This is a genomic window from Streptomyces sp. URMC 123 (assembly GCF_051386515.1).
Taxonomy (GTDB): domain Bacteria; phylum Actinomycetota; class Actinomycetes; order Streptomycetales; family Streptomycetaceae; genus Streptomyces.
Window position 1 is genome coordinate 24,576 of record NZ_JBPQTV010000014.1, and the last position, 22,539, is coordinate 47,114.

Here is a 22,539-nt window from a genome sequence, read left to right on the forward strand (position 1 = left end):
TGGCGTGATCCGGCCATCCCGGGCTCGCCCCCTGCCGTACGGTTTCTGCAGATGAGAGAAACACCCCGTTCGCGGCAGGTCGCGAACGGCTCCGAGCCGGCGCGCACCCAGCCCCGGCACGGCCGTGCCCTCGCGCACACCACTGGAGCCAGCGGCTCCGGAACTCCTCACCGGTCGGACGGCCGCCCGCCCCACACCCCCCGGGGCGCGCGGTGCGCCGAGCGGGACGGCCTCCCCGGAACCTCCCCCCTTGTTCCGCGGAGGCCGTCATTCCTCCGGTCGCTCCTCCGCCGCCCGCCCTCGCGGCAGACGCGCCCGCGACCGCACTCCGCCGCGGCCACCTGGGCGGTCATCGCCCTGTGCGCGCTGCTCTTCGCCCTGGTCACCTGGCAGGTGGGCACCCATGGGCCGCTGTGGTCGCTGGACGAGCGGATCGGCCGGGCGCTGGGCCGGCCGAAGTCCCCGTCCGCCGTGGCCGAACTCTGCGCCGACCTCGGCAACCTGCCCGTGGCCGCGGGCGTTCTGGCGGCGGCCACCGGGTACGCCGTGTGGCGGGCGCGCCGCGCGGGGGCCCGTGCCCGGTCGGCCGGGACCTGGCTGCCGCCGCTGTCCGCCTGGCTGGCGATGGGCGCCGCCGCGGCGCTGGTGGTGCCGCTGAAGCACGCGCTGGCCCGGCCGGGTCCGAGCGGTCCCCTGATCGGCTACTCCGGCTACTACCCCTCCGGTCACACCGCGACGGCGGTCGTCGCCTATGGCACCGCCGCCGTACTGGTCGCCGGGGCGGCGGCACGGCGACAGCACGCGAGGAGCGGCCCACCGCCGGCCCGTCGAGAGGCCCAGCGAGAGGCCCATCGCGAGGCCCGGCAACAGGCACGACCACAGGCCCGGCACCAGGCGCCGAGGCGCTCACGGTGGCTCCCGGCCACCGCCGCCGTCCTGCTCAACCTCGCCGTGGCGGCCGGTCTGGTCCGGCGCGGCTACCACTGGCCGCTGGACGTCCTGGGCAGCTGGCTGCTGTGCGTGCCGCTCGTCCTGGCCGTCGCCCGGGTCTCCGTGGCGGTCAGCCGTCGCCCCGGGCGAGCCGGGCCGCGGCCTCGTGCATCGACAGCTCCAGGAGCGCCGGGTCGGTGAGGGCCCCGCTGCCGTCGGGGACGACGAGCCAGCGGACCCCGCTCGTGACCCGGCCCGGGTGCGGCACGGCGATCCAACTGCCCCGGCCGGCGGCCCGTACGCCCGTGCCGACCCAGCGCGTCGAGGTGCCCGCCGGCACGAAGAACCCCGTCCGGGCGTCGCCGAAGTCGGCGAGCACCGGCCCCGGGCGCGCCACGCAGCGCGCGAGCACGCCGAGCGTGGCCCGGCCGAGGGGGCCGGGCACGACGAGGACGTCCCAGAGCCGGCCGGCGGGCAGCAGCGTCACCCCCAGCGGGGCGCGCTCCCACTCCCGCCGGCAGGCCCGGGGGTCGGGTGCCGCCGATACGAGCCAGTCCACCGCGCTGTGTGCCCCCGTGCCGTGCATGCCGACCCCTCCTGTCGTCCCGCTGTGCGCTCGAGGTGCGTCACCGAGGGAGAGGGGGCCGCGCGCCGCCGCTTACGCGACTTCGCCGAAAAGCCCTCAGCTGCGGAAAAACCCTCAGCTGTCGAAGCCCAGCCCGACCCGGTCCATCGCCTTCAGCCACAGGTTGCGCCGCCCGCCGTGCGCGTCGGAGCGCGACAGGGACCACTGGGTGAGCCCGATGCCCGCCCAGCGCACCGGCTCCGGCGGGAATGGCAGCGGCTTGGTCCGCACCATCTCCGTCTCCGTGCGTTCGGTGCGCTCGCCGGCGAGCAGATCGAGCATCACGTCCGCGCCGAACCGGCTCGCGCCGACGCCGAGACCGGTGTAGCCGACCGCGTACGCGACGCGGCCCCCGTAGGCGGTGCCGAAGAAGGGCGAGAAGCGCGAGCAGGTGTCGATGACCCCGCCCCAGGTGTGGCTGAAGCGCACGCCCTCCAGCTGCGGGAAGCAGCGGAAGAAGTGGGCGGCGAGCTTGACGAAGGTCTCCGGCCGCTGGTGGAAGTCCTGGGCGATCCGGCTGCCGTAGTGGTAGATCACGTCGTAGCCGCCCCACAGGACGCGGTTGTCGGACGTGAGCCGGAAGTAGTGGAAGTGGTTGGCGCTGTCGCTCAGGCCCTGGCGTCCGCGCCAGCCGATGGAGGCCAGCTGCTCCTCGGTGAGCGGCTCGGTGGTCAGGACGTAGTCGTAGACGGGGACGACATAGGCGCGCACCCGGCGGACCAGCGAGGGGAAGGCGTTGGTGCCGAGGGCGACCTGACGGGCGTGCACCCGGCCGTAGGGGGTGCGGACCGCCATCCCGGGGCCGCGCCCGGAGAGGGAGGCGGCGCGGGTGTGTTCGTAGATCCGGACGCCGCGCTCCAGGCAGGCCCGCTTGAGCCCCCACACCAGCCGGGCCGGGTTGAGCATGGCGACGCCCGTGCGGTCCCAGAGCCCGGCCAGGAAGGTGGGCGAGTGGACCTCGGCCCGCACCGCGTCGCGGTCGAGGTAGGTGAGGTCCAGGCCGAGCCGCCCGGCCTCCTCGGCGGTCTCGCGGAGTTCGTCGACCTGGTGCGGCTCGGTGGCGAGTTCGATCTCGCCGGTGCGTTCGAAGTCGCAGTCGATGCCGTGGCGGGCGATGGCGGACTCGATGCCGTCGAGGTTGCGCTTGCCGAGGTCGGTGAGGGTGGCGGCCTCGTCGGGCCAGCGGGCGAGGCCGTTGCCGAAGCCGTGGGTGAGGGAGGCGGCGCAGAAGCCGCCGTTGCGGCCGGAGGCGGCCCAGCCCACCTCCTGGCCCTCGATGAGCACCACATCGCGGTCCGGGTCGCGCTCCTTGGCGTTGAGCGCGGTCCACAGTCCGCTGTAGCCGCCGCCGACGACGAGGAGGTCGCAGTGCTCCTCGCCGACGAGGGCGGGTCGGGGGCGGGGCCGTTCGGGGTCGTCGAGCCAGTACGGGACCGGCTGTGCGTCGGCGAGTGATTGCGCAGGGTTCATGGCGACCGAGGCCATGATCTCAACTCCTCTTGCGGCGGCTTCCGGCCAGTTGGCCGATGAGTACGCAGAGCACGGCGATGGCGAACATGGCCGTGCCGATGACGTTGATCTGTACGGGGGTTCCGCGCTGGGCCGAGCCCCAGACGAACATGGGGAATGTGACGGTGGAGCCCGCGTTGAAGTTGGTGATGACGAAGTCGTCGAACGACAGGGCGAAGGCGAGCAGCGCGCCGGCGACGATGCCGGGCGCGGCGATCGGCAGGGTGACGCGCAGGAAGGTCTGCACGGGGCCGGCGTAGAGGTCCTGGGCGGCCTGTTCGAGCCGGGGGTCCATGCTCATCACGCGCGCCTTGACCGCGGTGACCACGAAGCTCAGGCAGAACATGATGTGGGCGATGAGGATCGTCCAGAAGCCGAACTCGATGCGCATGTTGAGGAAGAGCGTGCCGAGGGAGGCGGCCATGACCACCTCGGGCATGGCCATCGGCAGGAAGATGAGGGTGTTGACGGCGCCGCGGCCGCGGAAGCGGTAGCGGGCCAGCGCAAAGGCGATCATCGTGCCGAGGACGGTGGCCCCGAGGGTGGCGTAGAGGGCGATCCACAGGCTCAGGGAGAGCGATCCGCACAGGTCCGCGACGCCGCAGGGGTCGGTCCAGGCGTCGGTGGAGAAGCGCTGCCACTCGTAGTTGAACCGGCCGTTGGGCTTGTTGAACGAGAACACCAGGACGATGACGTTCGGCAGGACGAGGTAGCAGAGCGTCGCCAGGCCGGCGAGCACCACCAGATTGCGGCGCAGCCAGCGCAGGGGGGCGGGCGGTGTCATGGCCATCAGACGATCTCCTCCGTCCCGGACCGGCGGATGTAGACGGTGACCATCGCCAGGATCGCCGCCATGAGGAGGAAGGAGAGCGCGGCGGCCGTGGGGTAGTCGAGCACCCTCAGGAACTGCGACTGGATGACGTTGCCGACCATCTTCTCCTCGGTGGAGCCGAGCAGTTCCGCGTTGATGTAGTCGCCGGTGGCGGGGATGAAGGTGAGCAGGGTGCCGGCGACGACACCGGGCATGGACAGCGGGAACGTCACGGTGCGGAAGGTGGTGAAGGGCCTGGCGTACAGGTCGCCGGCGGCCTCGTGCAGCCGGGCGTCGATCCGCTCCAGCGAGGTGTAGAGGGGCAGGATCATGAAGGGGAGGAAGTTGTAGGTGAGGCCGCAGATCACCGCGAGCGGGGTGGCCAGCACCCGGTCGCCCTCGGTGAGGCCGAGCCATGCCGTCACATCGGTCAGGTGGAGCGTGTTGAGCACGCCGACGACGGGCCCGCCGTCGGCGAGGATCGTCTTCCAGGCGAGGGTGCGGATGAGGAAGCTGGTGAAGAACGGCGCGATCACCAGCACCAGGAACAGGTTGCGCCAGCGGCCCGCCCGGAAGGCGATGGTGTAGGCCAGGGGGTAGCCGATCAGCAGGCAGAGCCCGGTGGCGCCGGCGGCGTAGAGCACGGAGCGCAGGAACTGCGGGTAGTACTCGGTGAGGGCGTCCCAGTAGGTGGCGAAGTGCCAGGTGACGGTGAAGCCCTCTTCGAGCGAGCCGGTCTGCACCGAGGTGGACGCCTGGTAGACCATGGGCGCGGCGAAGAAGACCAGCAGCCAGACGATGCCGGGCAGCAGCAGCCAGTACGGAGCGAGGCGGCGGCGCGGGCGCCGTACGGTCGCGGGGGACGCCTCGGGGGCACCGTTCTGAGCGTGCCCGGCCGGGGGTGTACGGGTCGGGGCGGGACCGGCCGACGGCGTACGGGTCACGGGCCCCTCGGTGGGGCGCGGCTCCTCGCTCATGTGTCCTCCTCCGTTCCCGCGTCGATGTCCTGCGCGGCGTCGAGGCCGAAGGTGTGGGCGGGGTTCCAGTGCAGGGCGACCTCCGCGCCGGGGACGAGGCGGCCGTCCCGCTCGATGTTCTGCTCGTAGACGGCGACCTGGCCGGCGCCGGGGCAGTCGACGAGGTACTGGGTGGAGACGCCGGTGAAGCCGGCGTCGACGATCCGGCCGCCGATCCGGTTGCGCCCCTCGGCGATGGCAGCCGCCTCGTCGGCGTGGGTGAGGGAGAGCTTCTCGGGGCGGACGCCGGCGAGCACCCGGCCGCCCGTGCGGGTGGGCGCCGAGCAGCGCGCCACCGGGAGCCTGAGCAGCGTCTCGCCGGCCTTGAGCAGGAGGTCGTCCCCGGCCGTCCCGGCGATCTCGGCCTCGATGAGGTTGGAGGTGCCCAGGAAGTTGGCGACGAAGGTGGTGCCGGGGTTCTCGTAGAGGTCGGCGGGCGCGCCGAGCTGTTCGACCCGGCCGCCGTTCATCACCGCGACCGTGTCGGCCATGGTCATGGCCTCCTCCTGGTCGTGGGTGACGTGGATGAAGGTGATGCCGACCTCGGTCTGGATGCGTTTGAGCTCCAGCTGCATCTGGCGGCGGAGCTTGAGGTCGAGGGCGCCGAGCGGCTCGTCGAGGAGCAGCACCTGGGGGTGGTTGATCAGGGCGCGGGCGACGGCGACCCGCTGCTGCTGGCCGCCGGAGAGCTGGTGCGGCCGGCGCCGCGCGTAGTCGCCGAGCTGGACGAGGTCGAGCATCTCACCGACCTGCTTGCGCACCGAGGAGATGCCGCGCCGGCGCAGCCCGAAGGCGACGTTCTCGTAGATGTCGAGGTGCGGGAAGAGGGCGTAGCTCTGGAACACCGTGTTGACCGGCCGCTTGTACGGGGGCAGGGCGGTCACGTCCCGGTCGCCGAGCGCGACGGTGCCGCCGGTGGGCTCCTCCAGGCCGGCGATCATGCGCAGGGTGGTGGTCTTGCCGCAGCCGGAGGCGCCGAGCAGGGCGAAGAACGAGCCGGCCGGCACGGTGAGGTCGAGGGGGTGGACGGCGGTGAAGGCGCCGTACCGCTTGCTGAGCCCGGTGAGGCGGACATCGCCGCCGCTGTGCTGGGTGGTGGTGGTCATGGGGTGCGGTCCCGGGGGTGTCGTGGGTCGGGCGGCCGGTCGTCAGGCGCCGATGAGCTTGGCGAACTTCTCTTCGAACGCCGTTTCCTCGTCGGGGGTGAGGCTGCGGAATTCGTGCGACTTCGCGGTCATCGCCGCGTCGGGGACGACCAGCGGGTTGTCGGCCAGCGCCTGGTCGATCTTCGCCAGTTCGGGGCGCACGCCCTCCACCGGGCAGACGTAGTTGATGTAGGCGGCGACCTTCGCGGCGACCGCCGGCTCGTAGTAGTAGTCGATGAGCCGTTCGGCGTTCGCCTTGTGCCGGGCCCGGTTGGGGATCAGCAGGTTGTCGGTGGCGGTGATGTAGCCGGCCTCCGGGACGGCGTACTTGACCGCGGGGTTGTCGGCCTGGAGCTGGAGGAGGTCGCCGGCCCAGGCGAGACAAGCGGCGATGTCGCCCTTGCTGAGGTCGTTGATGTAGTCGTTGCCGGTGAAGCGGCGGATCTGCTTGCGGTCGACGGCCTTCTGGACGCGGGCGACGGCCGCGTCGTAGTCGTCGGCCGTGAAGTTCTCCGGGCGCTTGCCCATGTCCAGCAGGGTCATCCCGACCGTGTCGCGCATCTCGGAGAGCAGCCCGACCCGGCCGGTGAGCGCGGGGTCGTCGAGGAGCTGGGCGACGGAGGTGACCGCGCGGCCGCCGGTGGCCTTCTCGTTGTAGGCGATGACGGTGGGGATCGCGACCCAGGGGTAGGAGTGGGCGCGCCCGGGGTCCCAGTCGGGGCTGCGGAAGGGCTGGGCGAGGTTGGCGTAGGCGTGCGGCAGCCGGGCCGCGTCGAGCTTCTGCGCCCAGCCGAGGCGGATCATCCGGCCGGCGAGCCAGTCGGTGACGACGATCAGGTCGCGGCCGGGGTCCTGACCGGCCGCGAGCTGCGGCTTGATCTTGCCGAAGAACTCGACGTTGTCGTTGATGTCCTCGGTGTACTTCACGGCGATGCCGGTGCGGCGGGTGAACTCGTCCAGCGTGGGCCGGGTGCGCTGGTCGTCGCCGACGTCCATGTACTCCGTCCAGTTGGAGAAGGCGACCTGCTTCTCCTCGCCGGAGCGGTCCTCGGCCGCGCCGCCGTCCTTGCGGGCGGCGGGCGGGATGCCACAGGCGCTCAGCGCCCCGAGCCCGCCCAGCGCCAGCGCGCCGCCGCCGGTGGCCCGCAGCAGGGCCCGCCGGCTCAGGGCGCCGCGGCCGCCGGTGAGGCTGCGGCGGATGGCGGCGGCCAGCGGCGGGGACAGGCGGTCGGGCTCGTAGTGCTCCATTTCTGCGCCCTTTCGAGGGTGTCGGCCGGCGGCCGGCCGGGGGTGGCCGGTGGCGGTCGGGTGGCTCCGCCGGTCTCGGTACGTGCGGGGCCGCGCCCGTGGGGGCCGGCCGGTGGGGGGGGAGGCGGCCGGTGAACGGCCCCCGCGGTCAGGGGTCAGGGTCAGGGGTCGGGGACCCACGGCCCGCGGTCAGCGATCAGCGGTCCCCGAAGACGGTGCGGTGCCAGTCCTTCCGAGCCACCGCGGTGTTGTCGTACATCACGTGCTTGATCTGCGTGTACTCGTCGAAGGAGTACGCGGACATGTCCTTGCCGTAGCCGGAGGCGCGGTGCCCGCCGTGCGGCATCTCACTGATGATCGGCACGTGGTCGTTGATCCAGACGCAGCCGGCCCGCAGCTCGCGGGTGGCCCGGCCGGCCCGGTAGAGGTCGCGGGTCCAAGCGGAGGCGGCGAGCCCGTAGGGGGTGTCGTTGGCGAGGGCGAGGCCCTCGTCGTCGCCGTCGAACGGCAGCACGACCAGGACCGGGCCGAAGATCTCCGCCTGGACGATCTCGCTGTGCTGGGGTGCGTCCGTGATCAGGGTGGGGCGGTAGTACGCGCCGCGGGCGAGGTCGCCGTCCCGGGCCGCGGAGGGCGCCTCGCCGCCGGTGACGACTCTGGCGTGGCCGCGGGCGCGCTCCACGAAGCCGGCCACGCGGTCGCGCTGGGCGAGGGAGATGAGCGGGCCGAGGTCGGTGGCCGGGTCGAACGGGTCGCCGAGCCGCACGGTGGCCATCAGGTCGGCGACGCCGGAGACGAAGGCGTCGTACAGGGGGCGCTGCACATAGGCGCGGGTGGCCGCGGTGCAGTCCTGTCCGCTGTTGATGAGCGCGGCGGCGACGGCCCCGTGGACGGCGGCCTCCAGGTCGGCGTCGTCGAAGACGACGAAGGGCGCCTTGCCGCCGAGTTCGAGGTGGAGCCGCTTGACGGTGCGGGTGGCGATCTCGGCGACCCGCTTGCCGACGGCGGTGGACCCGGTGAAGGAGGTCATGGCGACCCCGGGGTGGCCGACCAGGTGTTCGCCCACGTCCTTCCCGGCGCCGCTGACGATGTTGACGACGCCGTCGGGAAGGCCCGCCTCGGTCGCCGCGCGGGCGAACATCAGCGAGGTGAGCGGGGTGAGTTCGGAGGGCTTGAGCACGATCGTGTTGCCCGCGGCGACGGCAGGAAGGATTTTCCAGGCGGCCATCTGGAGCGGGTAGTTCCAGGGGGCGATGGAGCCGATGACGCCGATCGGCTCCCGGCGGACGTACGAGGTGTGGTCGGCGCTGTACTCCCCCGCGGCCCGGCCCTCCAGATGGCGGGCGGCGCCGGCGAAGAAGGAGGTGTTGTCGAGGGTGCCGGGCACGTCGAACTCCGTCGACAGCTTGATCGGCTTGCCGCACTGCGCCGTCTCGGCGGCGGCCAGTTCCTCGGCCTGCCCGGCGAGGACGGCGGCGAAGCGGTGCAGGGCGTCGGAGCGCTCACCTGGCGTGGCGGAGGACCACACGGGGAAGGCCCGCGCCGCCGCCTCCACGGCGGCGTCGACATCGGCGGTGCTCGCCAGCTCGTAGCCGTACACCCGCTCGCCCGTGGCGGGGTCGACGACCGCCTGCTCGGTGCCCGAGCCACCGCGGCGCGGACGGCCGGCGATGTACTGGGCGCCGTCCGCGAAGCGGTCTGCCGTCCGGAAGCGATTGCGCATGACGCTCTCCTCGGCCGAAGTCACCCGCGCGGGCGGGGTTCGGCGTAGCTCCAGCCCGAATTGAGGGCTGATCCTGACAGAGGACCCTGCCGCCAACAAGGGATTCCGTTGTTTCCGTTTGATCACGCGACGAATTCGGTCATGGCGGCGGGGTCCGGGTTCGGGGTGGGGACCTTCGTCGACGTGCGGTGGTGGGTGAGGTTCGTGGCGGCATGCCGAGGGAGCGGGCGAACGGCCGCCACCAGCCGCCGGCCGGCGCGGCGCCGCGCGCCTGCCCCGGCACGGGCTCGTCCACCGGGCCCCGGCGGCGCGCTGACACGCCGTCCGCCGGTGGCCCTCGCCCTACGGCACGAGGACGGGCGGCGGGGCCGGGCGGGCCGCTGCCCCCAGCAGCCGGGTGGTGCCGTAACCCTGGGTGCCGTCACCGTACGTGTCGGTGTCACCGGAGCCGGACGAGGGAACCGTCAAGGCCAGCGCCAGCAGCCCTCCGCCGAGCAGGATGGCTATCACGCCCATGATCACTCCGGCCAGCGCCTGACCGCCGTTGGTCGCCTCTCCCCGGCCGGCCCGGACGCGGCCGATCACACCGAAGACGACGGCGAGCAGCCCCAGGAGGCAGGCGAAGAAACTGGTCAGGAACAGGGCGGTGCCCACGATTCCGAGCGCCAGACCCGCGACCCCCATCCCGTTCCTGGGCGGCGGCATCCCGTACGGGCCGTACGGCAGCCCGGAGCCGTAGCCGTACGGGAGCCCCTGGCCGTAGTGGGGAGCGGGCGCGGGCCCGCCGTAGCCGTACGGGGTCGTCGGCCCGGCGCCGTACGGAGCCGTCGGCGCGCCGCCGTACGAAGCCGTCGGCCCGGCGCCGTACGAAGCCGTCGGCCCGGCGCCGTACGAGGGCTGCGGCGGATGGCCCGTGCCGTAGGGGTGGGCCGGCCCCGGCGCGGGGCTCGTGGAGTGAGGGGAACCGGCGGCGGGCAGGGCCGTCACCGTCGGATGCTCGGCCATCGACCGACCGCCGAGCGGCGGCTGTTGCCCCGGCGGCGCCCAGGGATCGCCACGATCCGGCTGGGGCGGTCGCTCGGCGTTGTCGGACATGACCCTCTCTCCTTTGGATGCCCGGTAATGCTACGGCCTGTGTCCGGGCCCCCCTGGCCACCTACGATGATCGGTGACCAGACGTTCCCGGGAGGAACCGTTGACCGATCTCCAGACCTTCATCGCCGGCCTGCCCAAGGCGGAGCTCCATGTGCACCACATCGGGTCCGCGTCCCCCCGCATCGTCGCCGAGCTCGCCGCCCGGCACCCGGACTCCAAGGTGCCCACCGATCCCGAGGCGCTGGTCGACTACTTCACCTTCCGCGACTTCGCCCACTTCGTGGAGGTCTATCTGTCCGTCGTCGATCTGATCCGCACCCCCGAGGACGTGCGGCTGCTCACCTATGAGATCGCGCACGACATGGCGCGGCAGAGCATCCGCTACGCCGAGCTGACCCTCACCCCGTACAGCTCGGTCCGCCGCGGCATCCCGGACGCCGCGTTCATGGAGGCCATCGAGGACGCCCGCAAGTCCGCCGAGGCCGATCTCGGCGTCGTGCTGCGCTGGTGCTTCGACATCCCCGGCGAGGCGGGGCTGGCGGCGGCCGAGGAGACGACCCGGCTGGCGGTGGACCTCGGGCCGGAGGGCCTGGTCTCGTTCGGGCTCGGCGGCCCCGAGATCGGCGTGCCCCGCCCGCAGTTCAAGCCGTACTTCGACCGCGCCATCGCCGCCGGGCTGCACAGCGTGCCGCACGCCGGGGAGACCACCGGGCCGCAGACGATCTGGGACGCCCTCACCGAGCTGCGCGCGGAGCGGATCGGCCACGGCACCAGCGCCACCCGGGACCCGCGGCTGCTGGAGCACCTCGCGGAGCACCGCATTCCGCTGGAGGTCTGCCCCACCTCGAACATCGCGACCCGGGCGGTACGGGACCTGGCGGAGCACCCGATCAAGGAGATGGTGGCGGCCGGGGTGCTGGTCACCGTCAACAGCGACGACCCGCCCATGTTCGGCACCGACCTCAACAGCGAGTACGCCGTCGCGGCCCGGCTGCTGGAGCTGGACGAGAGCGGGGTCGCGGCGCTGGCCCGCAACGCCGTGGAGGCGTCCTTCCTCGATCCGCGGGGCAAGGCCGATCTGATCGCGGAGATCGACGCGTACACCGCCGCCTGGCAGCAGGCGTAGGCCGGCGAACGGCGCGCCGGTTCGCCACCCGCGCCCGGAAACGGCGCGGTGACGGCTCAGGAGTTGAGCGACGTCATGACGTGCTTGATGCGCGTGTAGTCGTCGAAGCCGTACGAGGAGAGGTCCTTGCCGTAGCCGGACTTCTTGAAGCCGCCGTGCGGCATCTCGGCGACCAGCGGGATGTGGGTGTTGATCCACACGCAGCCGAAGTCGAGCTTCTTGGACATCCGCATGGCGCGGCCGTGGTCCTTGGTCCACACCGAGGAGGCGAGGGCGTACTCGACCCCGTTGGCGTACTCGACGGCCTGGTCCTCGTCCGTGAACTTCTGGACGGTGATGACCGGGCCGAAGACCTCCTTCTGGACGATCTCGTCGTCCTGCTTCAGGCCGGAGACGACCGTGGGGGCGAAGAAGAAGCCCTTCTCGCCCACGCGGTGGCCGCCCGTCTCCACCTTCGCGTGCGCCGGCAGCCGCTCGATGAAGCCGCTGACCTGGGCGAGCTGGTTGGCGTTGTTGAGGGGGCCGTAGAGCACGTCCTCGTCGTCCGGGGCGCCGGTCTTCGTGTCGGCGGCGGCCTTGGCGAGCGCGGTGACGAACTCGTCGTGGATGGACTCGTGCACCAGCACGCGGGTCGCGGCCGTGCAGTCCTGGCCCGCGTTGAAGAAGCCGGCCACCGAGATGTCCTCGACGGCCTGGGCGATGTCGGTGTCCTCGAAGACGACGACCGGGGCCTTGCCGCCGAGCTCCAGGTGGACCCGCTTGAGGTCCTTGGAGGCGCTCTCGGCGACCTGCATGCCGGCGCGCACGGAGCCGGTGATGGAGGCCATGGCGGGGGTCGGGTGCTCGACCATCAGCCGGCCGGTGTCGCGGTCGCCGCAGATGACGTTGAACACGCCGCGCGGGGCGCCGATCTCCTCCAGCACGCCACCGATGATCTCGGCCAGCAGAACGGTGGAGGCCGGGGTGGTGTCCGAGGGCTTGAGGACGACCGTGTTGCCCGCGGCGAGCGCCGGGGCGAACTTCCACACGGCCATCATCATCGGGTAGTTCCACGGCGCGACCTGGGCGCAGACGCCCACCGGCTCGCGCCGCACGATGGAGGTCAGGCCCTCCATGTACTCGCCGGCCGAGCGGCCCTCGAGCATGCGCGCCGCGCCGGCGAAGAAGCGGATCTGGTCCACCATCGGCGGGATCTCCTCGGACCGGGTCAGTCCGATGGGCTTGCCGGTGTTCTCCGACTCGGCGGCGATGAGCTCCTCGGCGCGGGCCTCGACGGCGTCCGCGATCTTGAGCAGGGCCTTCTGGCGCTCGGCCGGCACCAGGTCGCGCCAGGCCGGGAAGGCGGCCTCGGCGGCGGCCATGGCGGCGTCCACGTCCGCCGCGCCGGACAGCGGCGCGGTGGCGTACACCTCGCCCGTGGCGGGATTGACCACGTCGGTCGTCCGCCCGTCGGCGGCGTCCCGGAACTCCCCGTTGATGTAGTTACGCAAACGGCGCGGCTCGGTGGTCACTTGCCACTCCTCCTGGTCAGCTGGATGTCCGCTGGGTGAGACAAGCCCACCCTAGCCACTGAGGCGACGCTTTCGACATACCCGCCAGCACATGACAACGGAATCAGTGGTTCCTGGATATCACAACGACGGATTTCATCGATTCAGGGTTGCCAGACGGACGACTCTGTTGCAGAGTGAGGCCGTGGCCACACGTGACAAGAACGGCTCGACCGTCGACGCCGTCTCCCTGGCGATCATCGAACAGCTCCAGGAGGACGGGCGACGCCCCTACGCCGCGATCGGAAAGGCCGTCGGGCTCTCCGAGGCGGCGGTGCGTCAGCGGGTGCAGAAACTGCTGGACCAGGGCGTGATGCAGATCGTCGCGGTGACGGACCCCCTCACCGTGGGGTTCCGCCGCCAGGCGATGGTGGGCATCCGCGCCGAGGGCGATCTGGACCCGGTCGCGGACGCGCTGACGGACATGGACGAGGTGGAGTACGTGGTGATGACCGCGGGCTCCTTCGACCTCATCGTGGAGATCGTCTGCGAGGACGACGACCACCTGCTGGAAGTGATCAACAAGCGGATTCGCACGCTGCCCGGCGTGCGGTCCACCGAGAGCTTCGTCTACCTCAAGCTCCGCAAGCAGACCTACACCTGGGGAACCCGATAGTCATGAGCGCCGACCTCTCGAAGACGGCGTACGACCACCTGTGGATGCACTTCACCCGCATGTCGTCGTACGAGAACGCGCCCGTGCCGACGATCGTGCGCGGCGAGGGCACCTACATCTACGACGACAAGGGCAAGCGGTACCTCGACGGCCTCGCCGGGCTGTTCGTGGTGCAGGCCGGCCACGGCCGTACGGAACTCGCCGAGACCGCCTACAAGCAGGCGCAGGAGCTGGCGTTCTTCCCCGTGTGGTCCTACGCCCACCCGAAGGCGGTGGAGTTGGCCGAGCGGCTCGCGCACCACGCCCCGGGCGACCTCAACAAGGTCTTCTTCACCACCGGCGGCGGCGAGGCCGTCGAGACCGCCTGGAAGCTGGCGAAGCAGTACTTCAAGCTGGTCGGCAAGCCGACCAAGCACAAGGTCGTATCGCGGGCCGTCGCCTACCACGGCACCCCGCAGGGCGCCCTGGCGATCACCGGCCTGCCGGCCCTGCGGGCCCCCTTCGAGCCGCTGGTCCCCGGCGCCCACAAGGTGCCGAACACCAACATCTACCGCGCGCCGCTCTTCGGGGACGACCCGGAGGCCTTCGGCCGCTGGGCGGCCGACCAGATCGAGCAGCAGATCCTCTTCGAGGGCCCGGACACCGTCGCCGCGGTCTTCCTGGAGCCGGTGCAGAACGCCGGCGGCTGTTTCCCGCCGCCGCCCGGCTACTTCCAGCGGGTCCGCGAGATCTGCGACCGGCACGACGTCCTGCTCGTCTCGGACGAGGTCATCTGCGCCTTCGGCCGGCTCGGCACGATGTTCGCCTGTGACAAGTTCGGCTACGTGCCGGACATCATCACCTGCGCCAAGGGCATGACCTCCGGCTACTCCCCCATCGGCGCCGCGATCATCTCGGACCGGCTCGCCGAGCCCTTCTACAAGGGCGACAACACGTTCCTGCACGGCTACACCTTCGGCGGCCACCCGGTCTCCGCGGCCGTGGGCCTGGCCAACCTCGACATCTTCGAGCGCGAGAACCTCAACCAGCACGTGCTGGACAACGAGGGCGCCTTCCGCGCCACGCTGGAGAAGCTGCACGACCTGCCGATCGTGGGCGACGTCCGCGGCAACGGCTTCTTCTACGGCATCGAACTGGTGAAGGACAAGGCCACCAAGGAGTCCTTCGACGCGGAGGAGACCGAGCGGATTCTCTACGGCTTCCTGTCCAAGGCGCTGTTCGAGAACGGGCTGTACTGCCGCGCCGACGACCGCGGCGACCCGGTCGTGCAGCTGGCGCCCCCGCTGATCTCGGATCAGTCGACCTTCGACGAGATCGAGCAGATCCTGCGGGCGACGCTGACGGAGGCCTGGACCAAGCTCTGAGGCCCGAAGGGCCCGCCCGAACCGGGGCCGGTGTCACCGGCCCCGGTTCGGCCTGTCCGACCGCGGCGGGCCCCGAAACGGGCGTGTCGACTGCCCCTCAAAGGGGGCGAATTGCTCCGACCGGGTGGTGTCGCCCGGCCATATTCCCCGGGAATTCCCTCATTTCGCACAACACCCGAGCGGTTGTGCGATGATTTGGCCCGCTCACTGGCGGGCCCGACCCGTCCGGCGTGGTCCCCGGCCGGACCGCGCACGTCCGCCCCGACGCCTCCGAGTCGACGGGCGAACGGCTGTCCGGTCGGCGCCCCGGCGCACGGCTCCGCACGAACTGTCATATGAGCCCAACTGGAGGAAACCGAGCCGCGCGCGCTCCGAACTGCGCCGACCGCGCCACCGGAGTCCCTACCGTGCCAGTGACCGAACTGGTCCCGTGTTCGTTCACCCGGACAGGGGAACGGACCGTCGTAGGTAAGCCGAGGTGTTCGACATGGTGGCCCCGCCGGACAACGACGTGCTCTGGGCACGTGCCCTGCACCACTCCCACAATGGCTCCCCCGCGCTCACCGGCGTCTCCGTCGGCGTCCGCGAGGGCGAGATCCTCGCGGTCACGGGACCGCGGGGCAGCGGCAAGACGACCCTGCTCCAATGCCTCGCGGCGCATCTCGTCCCGGACAGCGGCGAGGTGTGGTTCAACAGCGCCCCGGTGCACACCATGAGCGCCGGCGCCCGCGAGCGGCTGCGCCGGGAGCGGTTCGGCTGGATCGACACCGAACCGCGGCTGGTGCCCGAGCTGTCCGCCTGGGAGAACGCCGCGCTGCCGCTGCTGCTGCGCGGCACCCCGCACCGGGCGGCGAAGACCGCCGCCCTGGAGTGGCTGGAGCGGCTCGACGTGGGCGCCTGCCGGCGCAAGCGGCCCGCCGCGCTGCTCCAGGCGCAGCGCCAGCGGGTGGCGATCGCCCGCGCCCTGGCGGCCGCGCCCGCCGTGCTCTTCGCCGACGAGCCCACCGCGCCGCTGCACCGCGCGGACCGGGCCCAGGTGCTGCGCACCCTCACCACCGCCGCCCGCTCGCACGGCATCACCGTCGTGCTGGCCACGCACGACGCGGAGGTGGCGACGCTCGCCGACCGCGCGGTGACGCTCCTCGACGGCCGGCGGGTCGGCTCCATCCCGGTCCCCGACTCCGAGGGCAGGGCCGCGTGCTCGCTCTCCGTCTAGCCCGCGGCGCCCACCCCCTCGTCCTGCTGCGCCGGCTGCTGGTGGCCGCGGCCTCGGCCGGCGTCGGCTTTCTGCTGCTCTGCGCGCTCGGGTACGCCGCCGGGCACCCGGACGACGCGGGCGGCGGCGCGGTGCGGCTGGCCTGGTCGGTCGTGCCGCTGGCCGCCACGGTGCACCTGGCGGCCGCGGTGGCCCGTACGGACCCGGCGGCGAGCCCGCGGCCGGGGCTGGCCTCGGCCGGCTTCGGACCGCTGCGGCTGTCGCTGCTGGCCGCCGTGACGGCCGCGCTGTCCTGCGCGGTCGGCAGCGCCGTGGCGCTGCTGGTCTTCCTGTGGCTCCGCGGCGACCTGGGGGCCGCCGTCCCGGTGGACGGGACGGCGCGCTTCCTGGGCACCGGGCAGCCGCTGCCGTTCGCCGGCACGGCGACGCTCCTGTCCGTGGTGCCGGGTGCGGCGGCCCTGGCCGCCGCGCTGGCCGTACGGCCCAGGCCGATCCGGCCGAAGAAGCCGGCGGCCGCCGGTGAGGGCGGGGCGGCGGCGGACGCGGCCGTCCCGGTGCCCGTTCCGCCCGCGGTTCCCGCGGCCCCCGCCGGGCTGCCCTGGGGGGCGGCCCTGACGGCGGCGGGCCTCGCCCTGGAGGCGTACGCCGGCCATGGCGCGAACGTGCCGCCGGACGCGCTGCTGCCGCTGCCCGGCCGGCTCGAACCGAGCCCGCCCGGGGTCATCGGCGGCTGGGCGCTCACGGCCGTCGGGCTGGTGCTGGCAGGCCCGGGCTTCACCCACTTCTGCGGCAAGCTGCTGGCGCTCGGGCGGCCCGGGGCGCTGCGGCTGCTCGCCGGGCGGGTGCTCCAGTCGGAGGCGCGGCGCATCGGCCGGCCGCTCGGTGTGCTCTGCGCGGTGGCCTCGGGCGCGCTGGCCGCCGCCACGCTCTACGGGACGGCGCTCGACCAGGCCGCGGCGCGGCCGTTCGGGCCGCTGTCGGGCCTCGGCGCGGCTCTGGTGATGGCGTGTGCGACGGCGACCGTGCTGACGGCGGCCCTGGAGGCCAAGGGCGAACGGGGCGAGACCACCGCGGCCCTGCTGCGGCTGGGCACCCCGAGGTCGCTGCTGCGCAAGGCGGCGGCGCTGCGGGCGGTGGTGCTGGTGGCCGTCCTGGCGCCGGTGACCTGGGTGGTGGGCCAGTTGGCGGCCCTGCCGCTGGCGGCCTGACACCGCCGGGGGGCGGCCGGCCGCCGGGGGCCGGCAGGAGCCGGCCCGGCAGCGAGCGCGAGGTGCCGGTCGCGCCGGTCAGGAGCCGGGGAGCACCACCACGTCCTCGGCCGCGAACGCCACCCGCACCACCGCGTCCGGCTCCGGCGCGTCCGCCAGCGCGCAGGACGCTTCGAGGCGCGGGCCCCGCTCGGGCTGGAGCAGCAGGGTGACGTGGTTGCCGCGGAAGGTCCGGCCCGCCACCGCGCAGCGCAGCCCGTCCGGCTCGCCGGTCAGCCGTACTCCGGCGGGGCGGACCAACAGGCGGCCCTCCCCCTGCGCCGAGCCGGCCGGCACCGGCAGCGTCCCCCAGGGGGTGTCGGCCGCATCACCCCGTACGGTCGCCTCGACCACGTTGTCGAAGCCGAGAAAGCGGGCCACGAACGCGGAGGCGGGCCGCTGCCAGACCTCCAGCGGGGAGCCGGTCTGTTCGATCCGGCCGTCCCGCATGACCACGACGCGGTCGGCGAGGGCGAACGCCTCCCCCTGGTCGTGAGTGACGGCGAGCACCGTGGTGCCCAGGCGGTGGAACAGCTCCCGCAGCTCCACCACGAGCCGCTCCCGCAGGCCGCGGTCGAGCTGGCCCAGGGGCTCGTCGAGCATCAGCAGCCGGGGCTCGGGCGCGAGCGCGCGGGCCAGCGCCACCCGCTGCTGCTCGCCTCCGGAGAGCGCGGCCACCGCCCGCCGTTCGGCGCCGGGCAGGCCGACGAGGTCCAGCAGTTCGACGACCCGGCGCTCGCGCTCCGCCCGGCCCACGCCGCGCATCCGGAGCCCGAAGCCCACGTTGCCGCCCACGTCGTGCTGCGGGAAGAGCTGGTGGTCCTGGAACATCAGGCCGACGCCGCGCCGGTGCGCCGGTACGGCACCCTGGTCCCGGCCCGCCAGCAGCACCCGGCCGGTGTCGGCCGGCTGGAGGCCGGCCACGACCCGCAGCAGGGTGGACTTGCCGCTGCCGCTCGGCCCCAGCACGCACACCGTCTCGTGCTCGGCCACCGCCAGATCCACCGAGTCCAGCGCCACGCGGTCGCCGAAGCGCACCCCGACGCCGTCCAGTCGCAGCAGGGACATCTAGAACTCTCCCGAACGGTCGACGCGCAGACGCTCCAGCGCGAGCAGCGCGCCCGCGCACACCAGCATCAGCAGGGTGCTCAGGGCCATCGCCTGCCCGTAGTTCATCTCCCCGGCCCGGCCGAGCAGGCGGGCCACCGCCACCGGGAGGGTCGGGCTGTCGGGGCGGGCGATGAACACGGTGGCGCCGAACTCGCCGAGCGAGACGGCGAAGGCGAAGCCCGCGGCGATCAGCAGGGCCCGCCGTACCAGCGGCAGGTCCACCTCGCGCCAGACGCGCAGGGGGGACGCGCCCAGTACGGTCGCCGCCTCGCGCAGTCGCTCGTCCACCGCGCGCAGTACGGGCAGCATGGTGCGCACCACGAAGGGCACCCCGACGAGCGCCTGCGCCAGCGGCACCAGCAGCCAGGAGGAGCGCAAATCCAGCGGCGGCTCGTCCAGGGCGATGAGGAAGCCGAAGCCGACGGTCACCGCGGAGACGCCCAGCGGCAACATCAGCAGCGCGTCGAAGCCCCGCACCAGCCGGCCCGCCCGCCGGGTCAGCGCCGCGGCGGCCAACCCGCCGATCACCAGGGCGATCACGGTGGCCACGGCGGCGTACCGCAGGGAGTTGCCCAGCGCCTCCAGCGGCGCCACGACGAAGGTGCCACCTCCGGCGGCGGCCGACCCCAGCGCCTCGTAGAAGACCGTGCTGTGGCCGTCGGGCCCGGCGAAGGACCGCTCGACGAGCACCCCCAGCGGCAGCAGGATCAGCAGGGCGACGACGGCCAGTACGGCGTACAGCAGGGCCCACTGCGCGACCCCGCGCGGCCGGTGCGCGGTGCGGGAGGCGTCCACCAGCCGCAGGGCCGTCTCCCGGCGCCGTACGGTCGCGCCGTGCAGCGCCAGCAGCACGATGACGGCGGCGAACTGGACGAGCGTCAGTACGGCCGCGGTCGGCAGGTCGAGCAGTTGGGCGGTCTGCCGGTAGATCTCCACTTCGAGGGTGGCGTACCCGGGGCCGCCCAGGATCTGGACGACGCCGAAGGAGGTGAAGGTGAACAGGAAGACCATCAGGGTGGCCGCGGCCAGGGCGGGGGCCAGGGCCGGCAGGGTCACCCGCCGCCAAGCCGCGAACCGGCTTGCGCCCAGCACCCGCGCCGCCTCCTCCTGGCGGGGGTCGAGCTGCGCCCATAGCCCGCCGACCGTACGGATGACGACCGCGTAGTTGAAGAAGACGTGCGCCAGCAGGATCGCCCACACGGTGGTGTCCAGCCGCACGCCCCACAGCTCGTCCAGGAGCCCGCCGCGCCCCAGCAGGGCCAGGAAGGCGGAGCCCGCCACCACGGTGGGCAGCACGAACGGCACGGTGACCACCGCGCGCAGCAGCTCCTTGCCGGGGAAGGCGAAGCGGGCGAAGACATAGGCGCCGGGCAGGGCGAGGGCCAGGGTCAGCGCGGTGGAGGCGACGGCCTGCCAGGTGGTGAACCACAGGACGTCCAGGACGGCCGGGTCGGACAGCACCTCGCCGATCCGGCCCAGCCGCCACGCGCCGTCCACGCGCAGCCCGCGGCCGACGATGGCGGCCACGGGGTAGGCGAAGAACAGGGCGAAGAAGGCGGCCGGGAGGGCCATCAGGGCGAGCCGCAGGGCGCTGCCGCGCAGGTCGCCGCGGGCGCCCCGCCGACGGCCTGCCGGGGGGCCGCTCGGCCGCGCCCCGGCTACTTCCGCACCAGGGAGGTCCACGTCTTGACCCATCGCTCACGGTTCTTCGCGATCGTCTCCGGGGCCATGGTGGCCGGGTCGGCGATCTTCTCGCCGTAGGTGGTGAACGCCTCCGGCAGCTTGGCGTCCTGGCGCGCCGGGTTGACGTACATCTGGAGCGGCACGTCCTCCTGGAAGGTCGTGCTCAGCAGGAAGTCGAGCAGGGCCTTGCCGCCCTCGGGGTTCTTGGCGCCCTTGAGCAGTCCGGCGAACTCGATCTGGCGGAAGCAGGTGCCGGTGGCGACGCCGGTGGGCGCCTGGGCGGGCTTGTCCTTGGCGTTGGTGACCTCGGCGGTCGGGCTGGAGGCGTAGCTGACGACCAGCGGCCGGTCGCCCTTGGCCTTGCCGCCGGCCGAGCCGGAGAAGCGCTCGGTGTACGCCTGCTCCCAGCCGTCGACGACCTCGACGCCGTTCTCCTTGAGCTTCTTCCAGTACTGCTGCCAGCCGCCGGAGGCCGCGCCCTCGGGGCTGTCGGCGTCGCCGTAGCGCGCGGCGGTGCCGAGCAGGAAGCCCAGGCCTGGGGAGGAGGTCGCGGCGTTCTCCGTGACCAGCAGGTTCTTGTACTCGGGCTTGATCAGGTCGTCGAGGGTGCGGGGCGGGTCGAGCTTCTTGTCGGCGAAGTAGCGCCGGTCGTAGTTGACGCAGATGTCGCCGTAGTCGACGGGGGTGACCCGCTGCCGGCCGGCGTCGAGCTGGAGCTCCTTGGGCACCCGGTCGAGGCCCTTCGCCCCGTGGGGCACGAAGATGTCGTGGTCGAGGGCGCGGGAGAGCAGGGTGTTGTCGACGCCGAAGAAGACGTCGCCCTGGGGGTTGCCCTTGGACAGGATGGCCTGGTTCACGGCGGCGCCGGCGTCGCCGCCGCGCAGCACGGTGACCGTGTAGCCGGTCTCCTCGGTGAACTTCTTCAGGACCGCGTCCGAGACGAGGAACGAGTCGTGGCCGACGAGGGTGACGGTCTTCGACCCGGCCGCGCCGCTGCCGCCGTCGTTGCCGCCGCCGCAGCCGGTGAGGGCGGTGGCGGCGAGCGCGGTGGCGGTGGCGAGCGCGGCCGTGCCCAGGGCGCGCCGACGGTTGGTGCTCATGAGGTGACTGACTCCCTACGCCGGTATGACCCGGATCAGGTCCGAGGGTCTGCGGCCGTGCCGCACTCTCAGCGCTGTGCGCGCTCCCCTGTCGGATTGTGCATTTGTACGAACGACGGCGGTCACCCTAGCAGGGCGGCCGGCCGGCGGGGCCGGGCGCGGTCAGCGCTCGGCGGCCGCCAGCTGCCCACAGGCGCCGTCGATCTCCTGGCCCCGGGTGTCCCGTACGGTCACGGGCACGCCGTGGGCCTCGATCGCGGCCACGAACGCCCGCTCGTCCTCGGGGCGGGAGGCGGTCCACTTGGACCCCGGGGTGGGGTTCAGCGGGATGAGGTTGACGTGGACGCGATTGCCCTTGAGCAGCCGGCCCAGCAGGTCCCCGCGCCAGGCCTGGTCGTTGATGTCGCGGATCAGGGCGTACTCGATGGAGATCCGGCGGCCGGACTTCTCGGCGTACTCCCAGGCCGCGTCCAGGACCTCGCGGACCTTCCAGCGGGTGTTGACGGGGACGAGGGTGTCGCGCAGCTCGTCGTCCGGCGCGTGCAGGGACACCGCGAGCCGGCACTTGAAGCCCTCGTCGGCGAAGCGCAGCATCGCCGGGACGAGGCCGACGGTGGAGACCGTGATGCCGCGCTGGGACAGCCCCAGGCCGTCCGGCTCGGGGTCGGTGAGCCGGCGGATGGCGCCGACGACCCGCTTGTAGTTGGCCAGCGGCTCGCCCATGCCCATGAAGACGATGTTCGACAGCCGGGCCGGCCCGCCCGGGATCTCCCCGTCCCGCAGGGCGCGCATGCCGTCGACGATCTGGTGCACGATCTCGGCGGTGGACAGGTTGCGGTCGAGCCCCGCCTGCCCCGTGGCGCAGAACGGGCAGTTCATGCCGCAGCCGGCCTGCGAGGAGATGCACATGGTGACCCGGTCGGGGTAGCGCATCAGCACCGACTCGACCAGGGTGCCGTCGAAGAGGCGCCACAGGGTCTTGCGGGTGGTGTCGTCGTCGCACGAGATGTGCCGCACCACGGACATCAGCTCGGGCAGCAGCTCGGCGGCGAGCTTCTCGCGGGCCGCCGCCGGGATGTCGGTCCAGCTCGCCGGGTCGTGGGCGTACCGGGCGAAGTAGTGCTGCGACAGCTGCTTGGCCCGGAAGGGCTTCTCCCCGATCGCGGCGACGGCGTCGCGCCGCTCGGCGGGAGTGAGGTCGGCGAGGTGCCGCGGCGGCTTCTTGGCCCCGCGCGGCGCGACAAAGGTCAGTTCTCCTGGTGCAGGCATGGTCCATCCAGTGTCGCAGATCAACGGGCCCGCCCCGGGCGCCGCCGGAGCGGGGGCACGGGGCCGGGGGTCCTCCCCGCCGGCCCCCGGTGCTCCGGGGCGCGGTGAGGTTCGCCGGGGCCGGGGACGACGGAGCCCCGCCGGCCCGGGGGCGGC

At 73.0% G+C, this 22,539-nt stretch carries 19 protein-coding genes and 1 riboswitch; of the genes, 6 read left to right on the forward strand and 13 right to left on the reverse strand.

What is annotated here, in order from left to right; translation table 11 throughout:
* Positions 1 to 51: 51 nt before the first annotated feature.
* Positions 52 to 1,131 (forward strand): phosphatase PAP2 family protein, encoded by a 1,080-nt coding sequence (locus ACSNOD_RS03865; protein ID WP_436765289.1) that lies wholly within the window; start codon positions 52 to 54, stop codon positions 1,129 to 1,131.
* Here the strand turns inward: ACSNOD_RS03865 and ACSNOD_RS03870 are convergent.
* From ACSNOD_RS03870 to ACSNOD_RS03905, 8 genes are all read right to left on the reverse strand, one after another.
* On the reverse strand, positions 1,061 to 1,516 hold the full coding sequence (locus tag ACSNOD_RS03870; protein WP_436765290.1) for a hypothetical protein: 456 nt from the start codon (positions 1,514 to 1,516) through the stop codon (positions 1,061 to 1,063). The two genes, ACSNOD_RS03865 and ACSNOD_RS03870, sit on opposite strands and share 71 nt — an antisense overlap.
* Before the next feature lie 114 nt (positions 1,517 to 1,630).
* Complete coding sequence (locus tag ACSNOD_RS03875) at positions 1,631 to 3,040, reverse strand: NAD(P)/FAD-dependent oxidoreductase (RefSeq protein WP_436765291.1); 1,410 nt, start codon at positions 3,038 to 3,040, stop codon at positions 1,631 to 1,633.
* 4 nt (positions 3,041 to 3,044) lie between these two features.
* Positions 3,045 to 3,854 carry an ABC transporter permease gene (locus ACSNOD_RS03880; protein WP_436765292.1) on the reverse strand — a complete coding sequence of 270 codons (810 nt, stop codon included), beginning with the start codon at positions 3,852 to 3,854 and terminating at the stop codon, positions 3,045 to 3,047.
* Positions 3,854 to 4,852, reverse strand: coding sequence for an ABC transporter permease subunit (locus tag ACSNOD_RS03885; protein WP_436765293.1), 999 nt, complete (start codon positions 4,850 to 4,852; stop codon positions 3,854 to 3,856). The genes ACSNOD_RS03880 and ACSNOD_RS03885 overlap by 1 nt, the downstream gene beginning before the upstream one ends.
* Positions 4,849 to 5,997, reverse strand: coding sequence for an ABC transporter ATP-binding protein (locus ACSNOD_RS03890; RefSeq protein WP_436765294.1), 1,149 nt, complete (start codon positions 5,995 to 5,997; stop codon positions 4,849 to 4,851). The genes ACSNOD_RS03885 and ACSNOD_RS03890 overlap by 4 nt, the downstream gene beginning before the upstream one ends.
* A 42-nt stretch (positions 5,998 to 6,039) precedes the next feature.
* Positions 6,040 to 7,284: a polyamine ABC transporter substrate-binding protein gene (locus tag ACSNOD_RS03895; protein ID WP_436765295.1), complete on the reverse strand. Its 1,245-nt coding sequence runs from the start codon at positions 7,282 to 7,284 to the stop codon at positions 6,040 to 6,042.
* A gap of 196 nt (positions 7,285 to 7,480) precedes the next feature.
* Positions 7,481 to 9,007 (reverse strand): gamma-aminobutyraldehyde dehydrogenase, encoded by a 1,527-nt coding sequence (locus ACSNOD_RS03900; RefSeq protein ID WP_436765296.1) that lies wholly within the window; start codon positions 9,005 to 9,007, stop codon positions 7,481 to 7,483.
* Positions 9,008 to 9,349: 342 nt separating this feature from the next.
* Positions 9,350 to 10,102, reverse strand: coding sequence for a DUF4190 domain-containing protein (locus ACSNOD_RS03905; protein ID WP_436765297.1), 753 nt, complete (start codon positions 10,100 to 10,102; stop codon positions 9,350 to 9,352).
* A 100-nt stretch (positions 10,103 to 10,202) separates the two neighbouring features.
* Here ACSNOD_RS03905 and ACSNOD_RS03910 point away from each other — a divergent pair, with 100 nt between their 5' ends.
* Positions 10,203 to 11,228 carry an adenosine deaminase gene (locus tag ACSNOD_RS03910; RefSeq protein WP_436765306.1) on the forward strand — a complete coding sequence of 342 codons (1,026 nt, stop codon included), beginning with the start codon at positions 10,203 to 10,205 and terminating at the stop codon, positions 11,226 to 11,228.
* A 56-nt stretch (positions 11,229 to 11,284) separates the two neighbouring features.
* Here the strand turns inward: ACSNOD_RS03910 and ACSNOD_RS03915 are convergent, their stop codons facing one another.
* Entirely contained in the window at positions 11,285 to 12,739 is a 1,455-nt protein-coding gene (locus tag ACSNOD_RS03915) for a gamma-aminobutyraldehyde dehydrogenase (RefSeq protein WP_436765298.1), read from the reverse strand.
* A 184-nt stretch (positions 12,740 to 12,923) separates the two neighbouring features.
* Here ACSNOD_RS03915 and ACSNOD_RS03920 point away from each other — a divergent pair, with 184 nt between their 5' ends.
* The 4 genes from ACSNOD_RS03920 to ACSNOD_RS03935 all read left to right on the forward strand — a co-directional run bounded on the left by ACSNOD_RS03920 (position 12,924) and on the right by ACSNOD_RS03935 (position 17,182).
* Positions 12,924 to 13,394, forward strand: a complete 471-nt coding sequence (locus ACSNOD_RS03920) for an Lrp/AsnC family transcriptional regulator (RefSeq protein ID WP_436765299.1) — start codon at positions 12,924 to 12,926, stop codon at positions 13,392 to 13,394.
* Positions 13,395 to 13,396: 2 nt separating this feature from the next.
* Positions 13,397 to 14,758: an aspartate aminotransferase family protein gene (locus ACSNOD_RS03925; protein ID WP_436765300.1), complete on the forward strand. Its 1,362-nt coding sequence runs from the start codon at positions 13,397 to 13,399 to the stop codon at positions 14,756 to 14,758.
* A gap of 487 nt (positions 14,759 to 15,245) precedes the next feature.
* Entirely contained in the window at positions 15,246 to 15,974 is a 729-nt protein-coding gene (locus ACSNOD_RS03930) for an ABC transporter ATP-binding protein (protein WP_436765301.1), read from the forward strand.
* Entirely contained in the window at positions 15,956 to 17,182 is a 1,227-nt protein-coding gene (locus tag ACSNOD_RS03935; RefSeq protein ID WP_436765302.1) for a hypothetical protein, read from the forward strand. The genes ACSNOD_RS03930 and ACSNOD_RS03935 overlap by 19 nt, the downstream gene beginning before the upstream one ends.
* Positions 17,183 to 17,260: 78 nt before the next feature.
* On the opposite strand, the gene ACSNOD_RS03940 is transcribed toward ACSNOD_RS03935, so the two are convergent.
* The 4 genes from ACSNOD_RS03940 to rlmN form a co-directional block, all read right to left on the reverse strand.
* Positions 17,261 to 18,289, reverse strand: coding sequence for an ABC transporter ATP-binding protein (locus tag ACSNOD_RS03940; protein WP_436765303.1), 1,029 nt, complete (start codon positions 18,287 to 18,289; stop codon positions 17,261 to 17,263).
* Complete coding sequence (locus tag ACSNOD_RS03945; protein ID WP_436765307.1) at positions 18,290 to 19,903, reverse strand: ABC transporter permease; 1,614 nt, start codon at positions 19,901 to 19,903, stop codon at positions 18,290 to 18,292. It lies immediately after the preceding gene.
* 86 nt (positions 19,904 to 19,989) lie between these two features.
* Positions 19,990 to 21,114 (reverse strand): thiamine ABC transporter substrate-binding protein, encoded by a 1,125-nt coding sequence (locus ACSNOD_RS03950; protein WP_436765304.1) that lies wholly within the window; start codon positions 21,112 to 21,114, stop codon positions 19,990 to 19,992.
* Positions 21,110 to 21,214, reverse strand: a riboswitch (TPP riboswitch). Its footprint overlaps the gene before it by 5 nt.
* 62 nt (positions 21,215 to 21,276) lie before the next feature.
* Positions 21,277 to 22,383 carry a 23S rRNA (adenine(2503)-C(2))-methyltransferase RlmN gene (gene rlmN, locus ACSNOD_RS03955; RefSeq protein WP_436765305.1) on the reverse strand — a complete coding sequence of 369 codons (1,107 nt, stop codon included), beginning with the start codon at positions 22,381 to 22,383 and terminating at the stop codon, positions 21,277 to 21,279.
* Positions 22,384 to 22,539: the final 156 nt, after the last annotated feature.

Excerpts from the sequence above, each read along its gene's own strand:
- ACSNOD_RS03865 (WP_436765289.1), top strand. The coding sequence starts at position 52 with ATGAGAGAAACACCCCGTTCGCGGCAGGTCGCGAACGGCTCCGAGCCG.
- ACSNOD_RS03870 (WP_436765290.1), bottom strand. The coding sequence starts at position 1,516 with ATGCACGGCACGGGGGCACACAGCGCGGTGGACTGGCTCGTATCGGCG.
- ACSNOD_RS03875 (WP_436765291.1), bottom strand. The coding sequence starts at position 3,040 with ATGGCCTCGGTCGCCATGAACCCTGCGCAATCACTCGCCGACGCACAG.
- ACSNOD_RS03880 (WP_436765292.1), bottom strand. The coding sequence starts at position 3,854 with ATGGCCATGACACCGCCCGCCCCCCTGCGCTGGCTGCGCCGCAATCTG.
- ACSNOD_RS03885 (WP_436765293.1), bottom strand. The coding sequence starts at position 4,852 with ATGAGCGAGGAGCCGCGCCCCACCGAGGGGCCCGTGACCCGTACGCCG.
- ACSNOD_RS03890 (WP_436765294.1), bottom strand. The coding sequence starts at position 5,997 with ATGACCACCACCACCCAGCACAGCGGCGGCGATGTCCGCCTCACCGGG.
- ACSNOD_RS03895 (WP_436765295.1), bottom strand. The coding sequence starts at position 7,284 with ATGGAGCACTACGAGCCCGACCGCCTGTCCCCGCCGCTGGCCGCCGCC.
- ACSNOD_RS03900 (WP_436765296.1), bottom strand. The coding sequence starts at position 9,007 with ATGCGCAATCGCTTCCGGACGGCAGACCGCTTCGCGGACGGCGCCCAG.
- ACSNOD_RS03905 (WP_436765297.1), bottom strand. The coding sequence starts at position 10,102 with ATGTCCGACAACGCCGAGCGACCGCCCCAGCCGGATCGTGGCGATCCC.
- ACSNOD_RS03925 (WP_436765300.1), top strand. The coding sequence starts at position 13,397 with ATGAGCGCCGACCTCTCGAAGACGGCGTACGACCACCTGTGGATGCAC.
- ACSNOD_RS03930 (WP_436765301.1), top strand. The coding sequence starts at position 15,246 with ATGGTGGCCCCGCCGGACAACGACGTGCTCTGGGCACGTGCCCTGCAC.
- ACSNOD_RS03940 (WP_436765303.1), bottom strand. The coding sequence starts at position 18,289 with ATGTCCCTGCTGCGACTGGACGGCGTCGGGGTGCGCTTCGGCGACCGC.
- ACSNOD_RS03945 (WP_436765307.1), bottom strand. The coding sequence starts at position 19,903 with ATGGCCCTCCCGGCCGCCTTCTTCGCCCTGTTCTTCGCCTACCCCGTG.
- ACSNOD_RS03950 (WP_436765304.1), bottom strand. The coding sequence starts at position 21,114 with ATGAGCACCAACCGTCGGCGCGCCCTGGGCACGGCCGCGCTCGCCACC.
- rlmN (WP_436765305.1), bottom strand. The coding sequence starts at position 22,383 with ATGCCTGCACCAGGAGAACTGACCTTTGTCGCGCCGCGCGGGGCCAAG.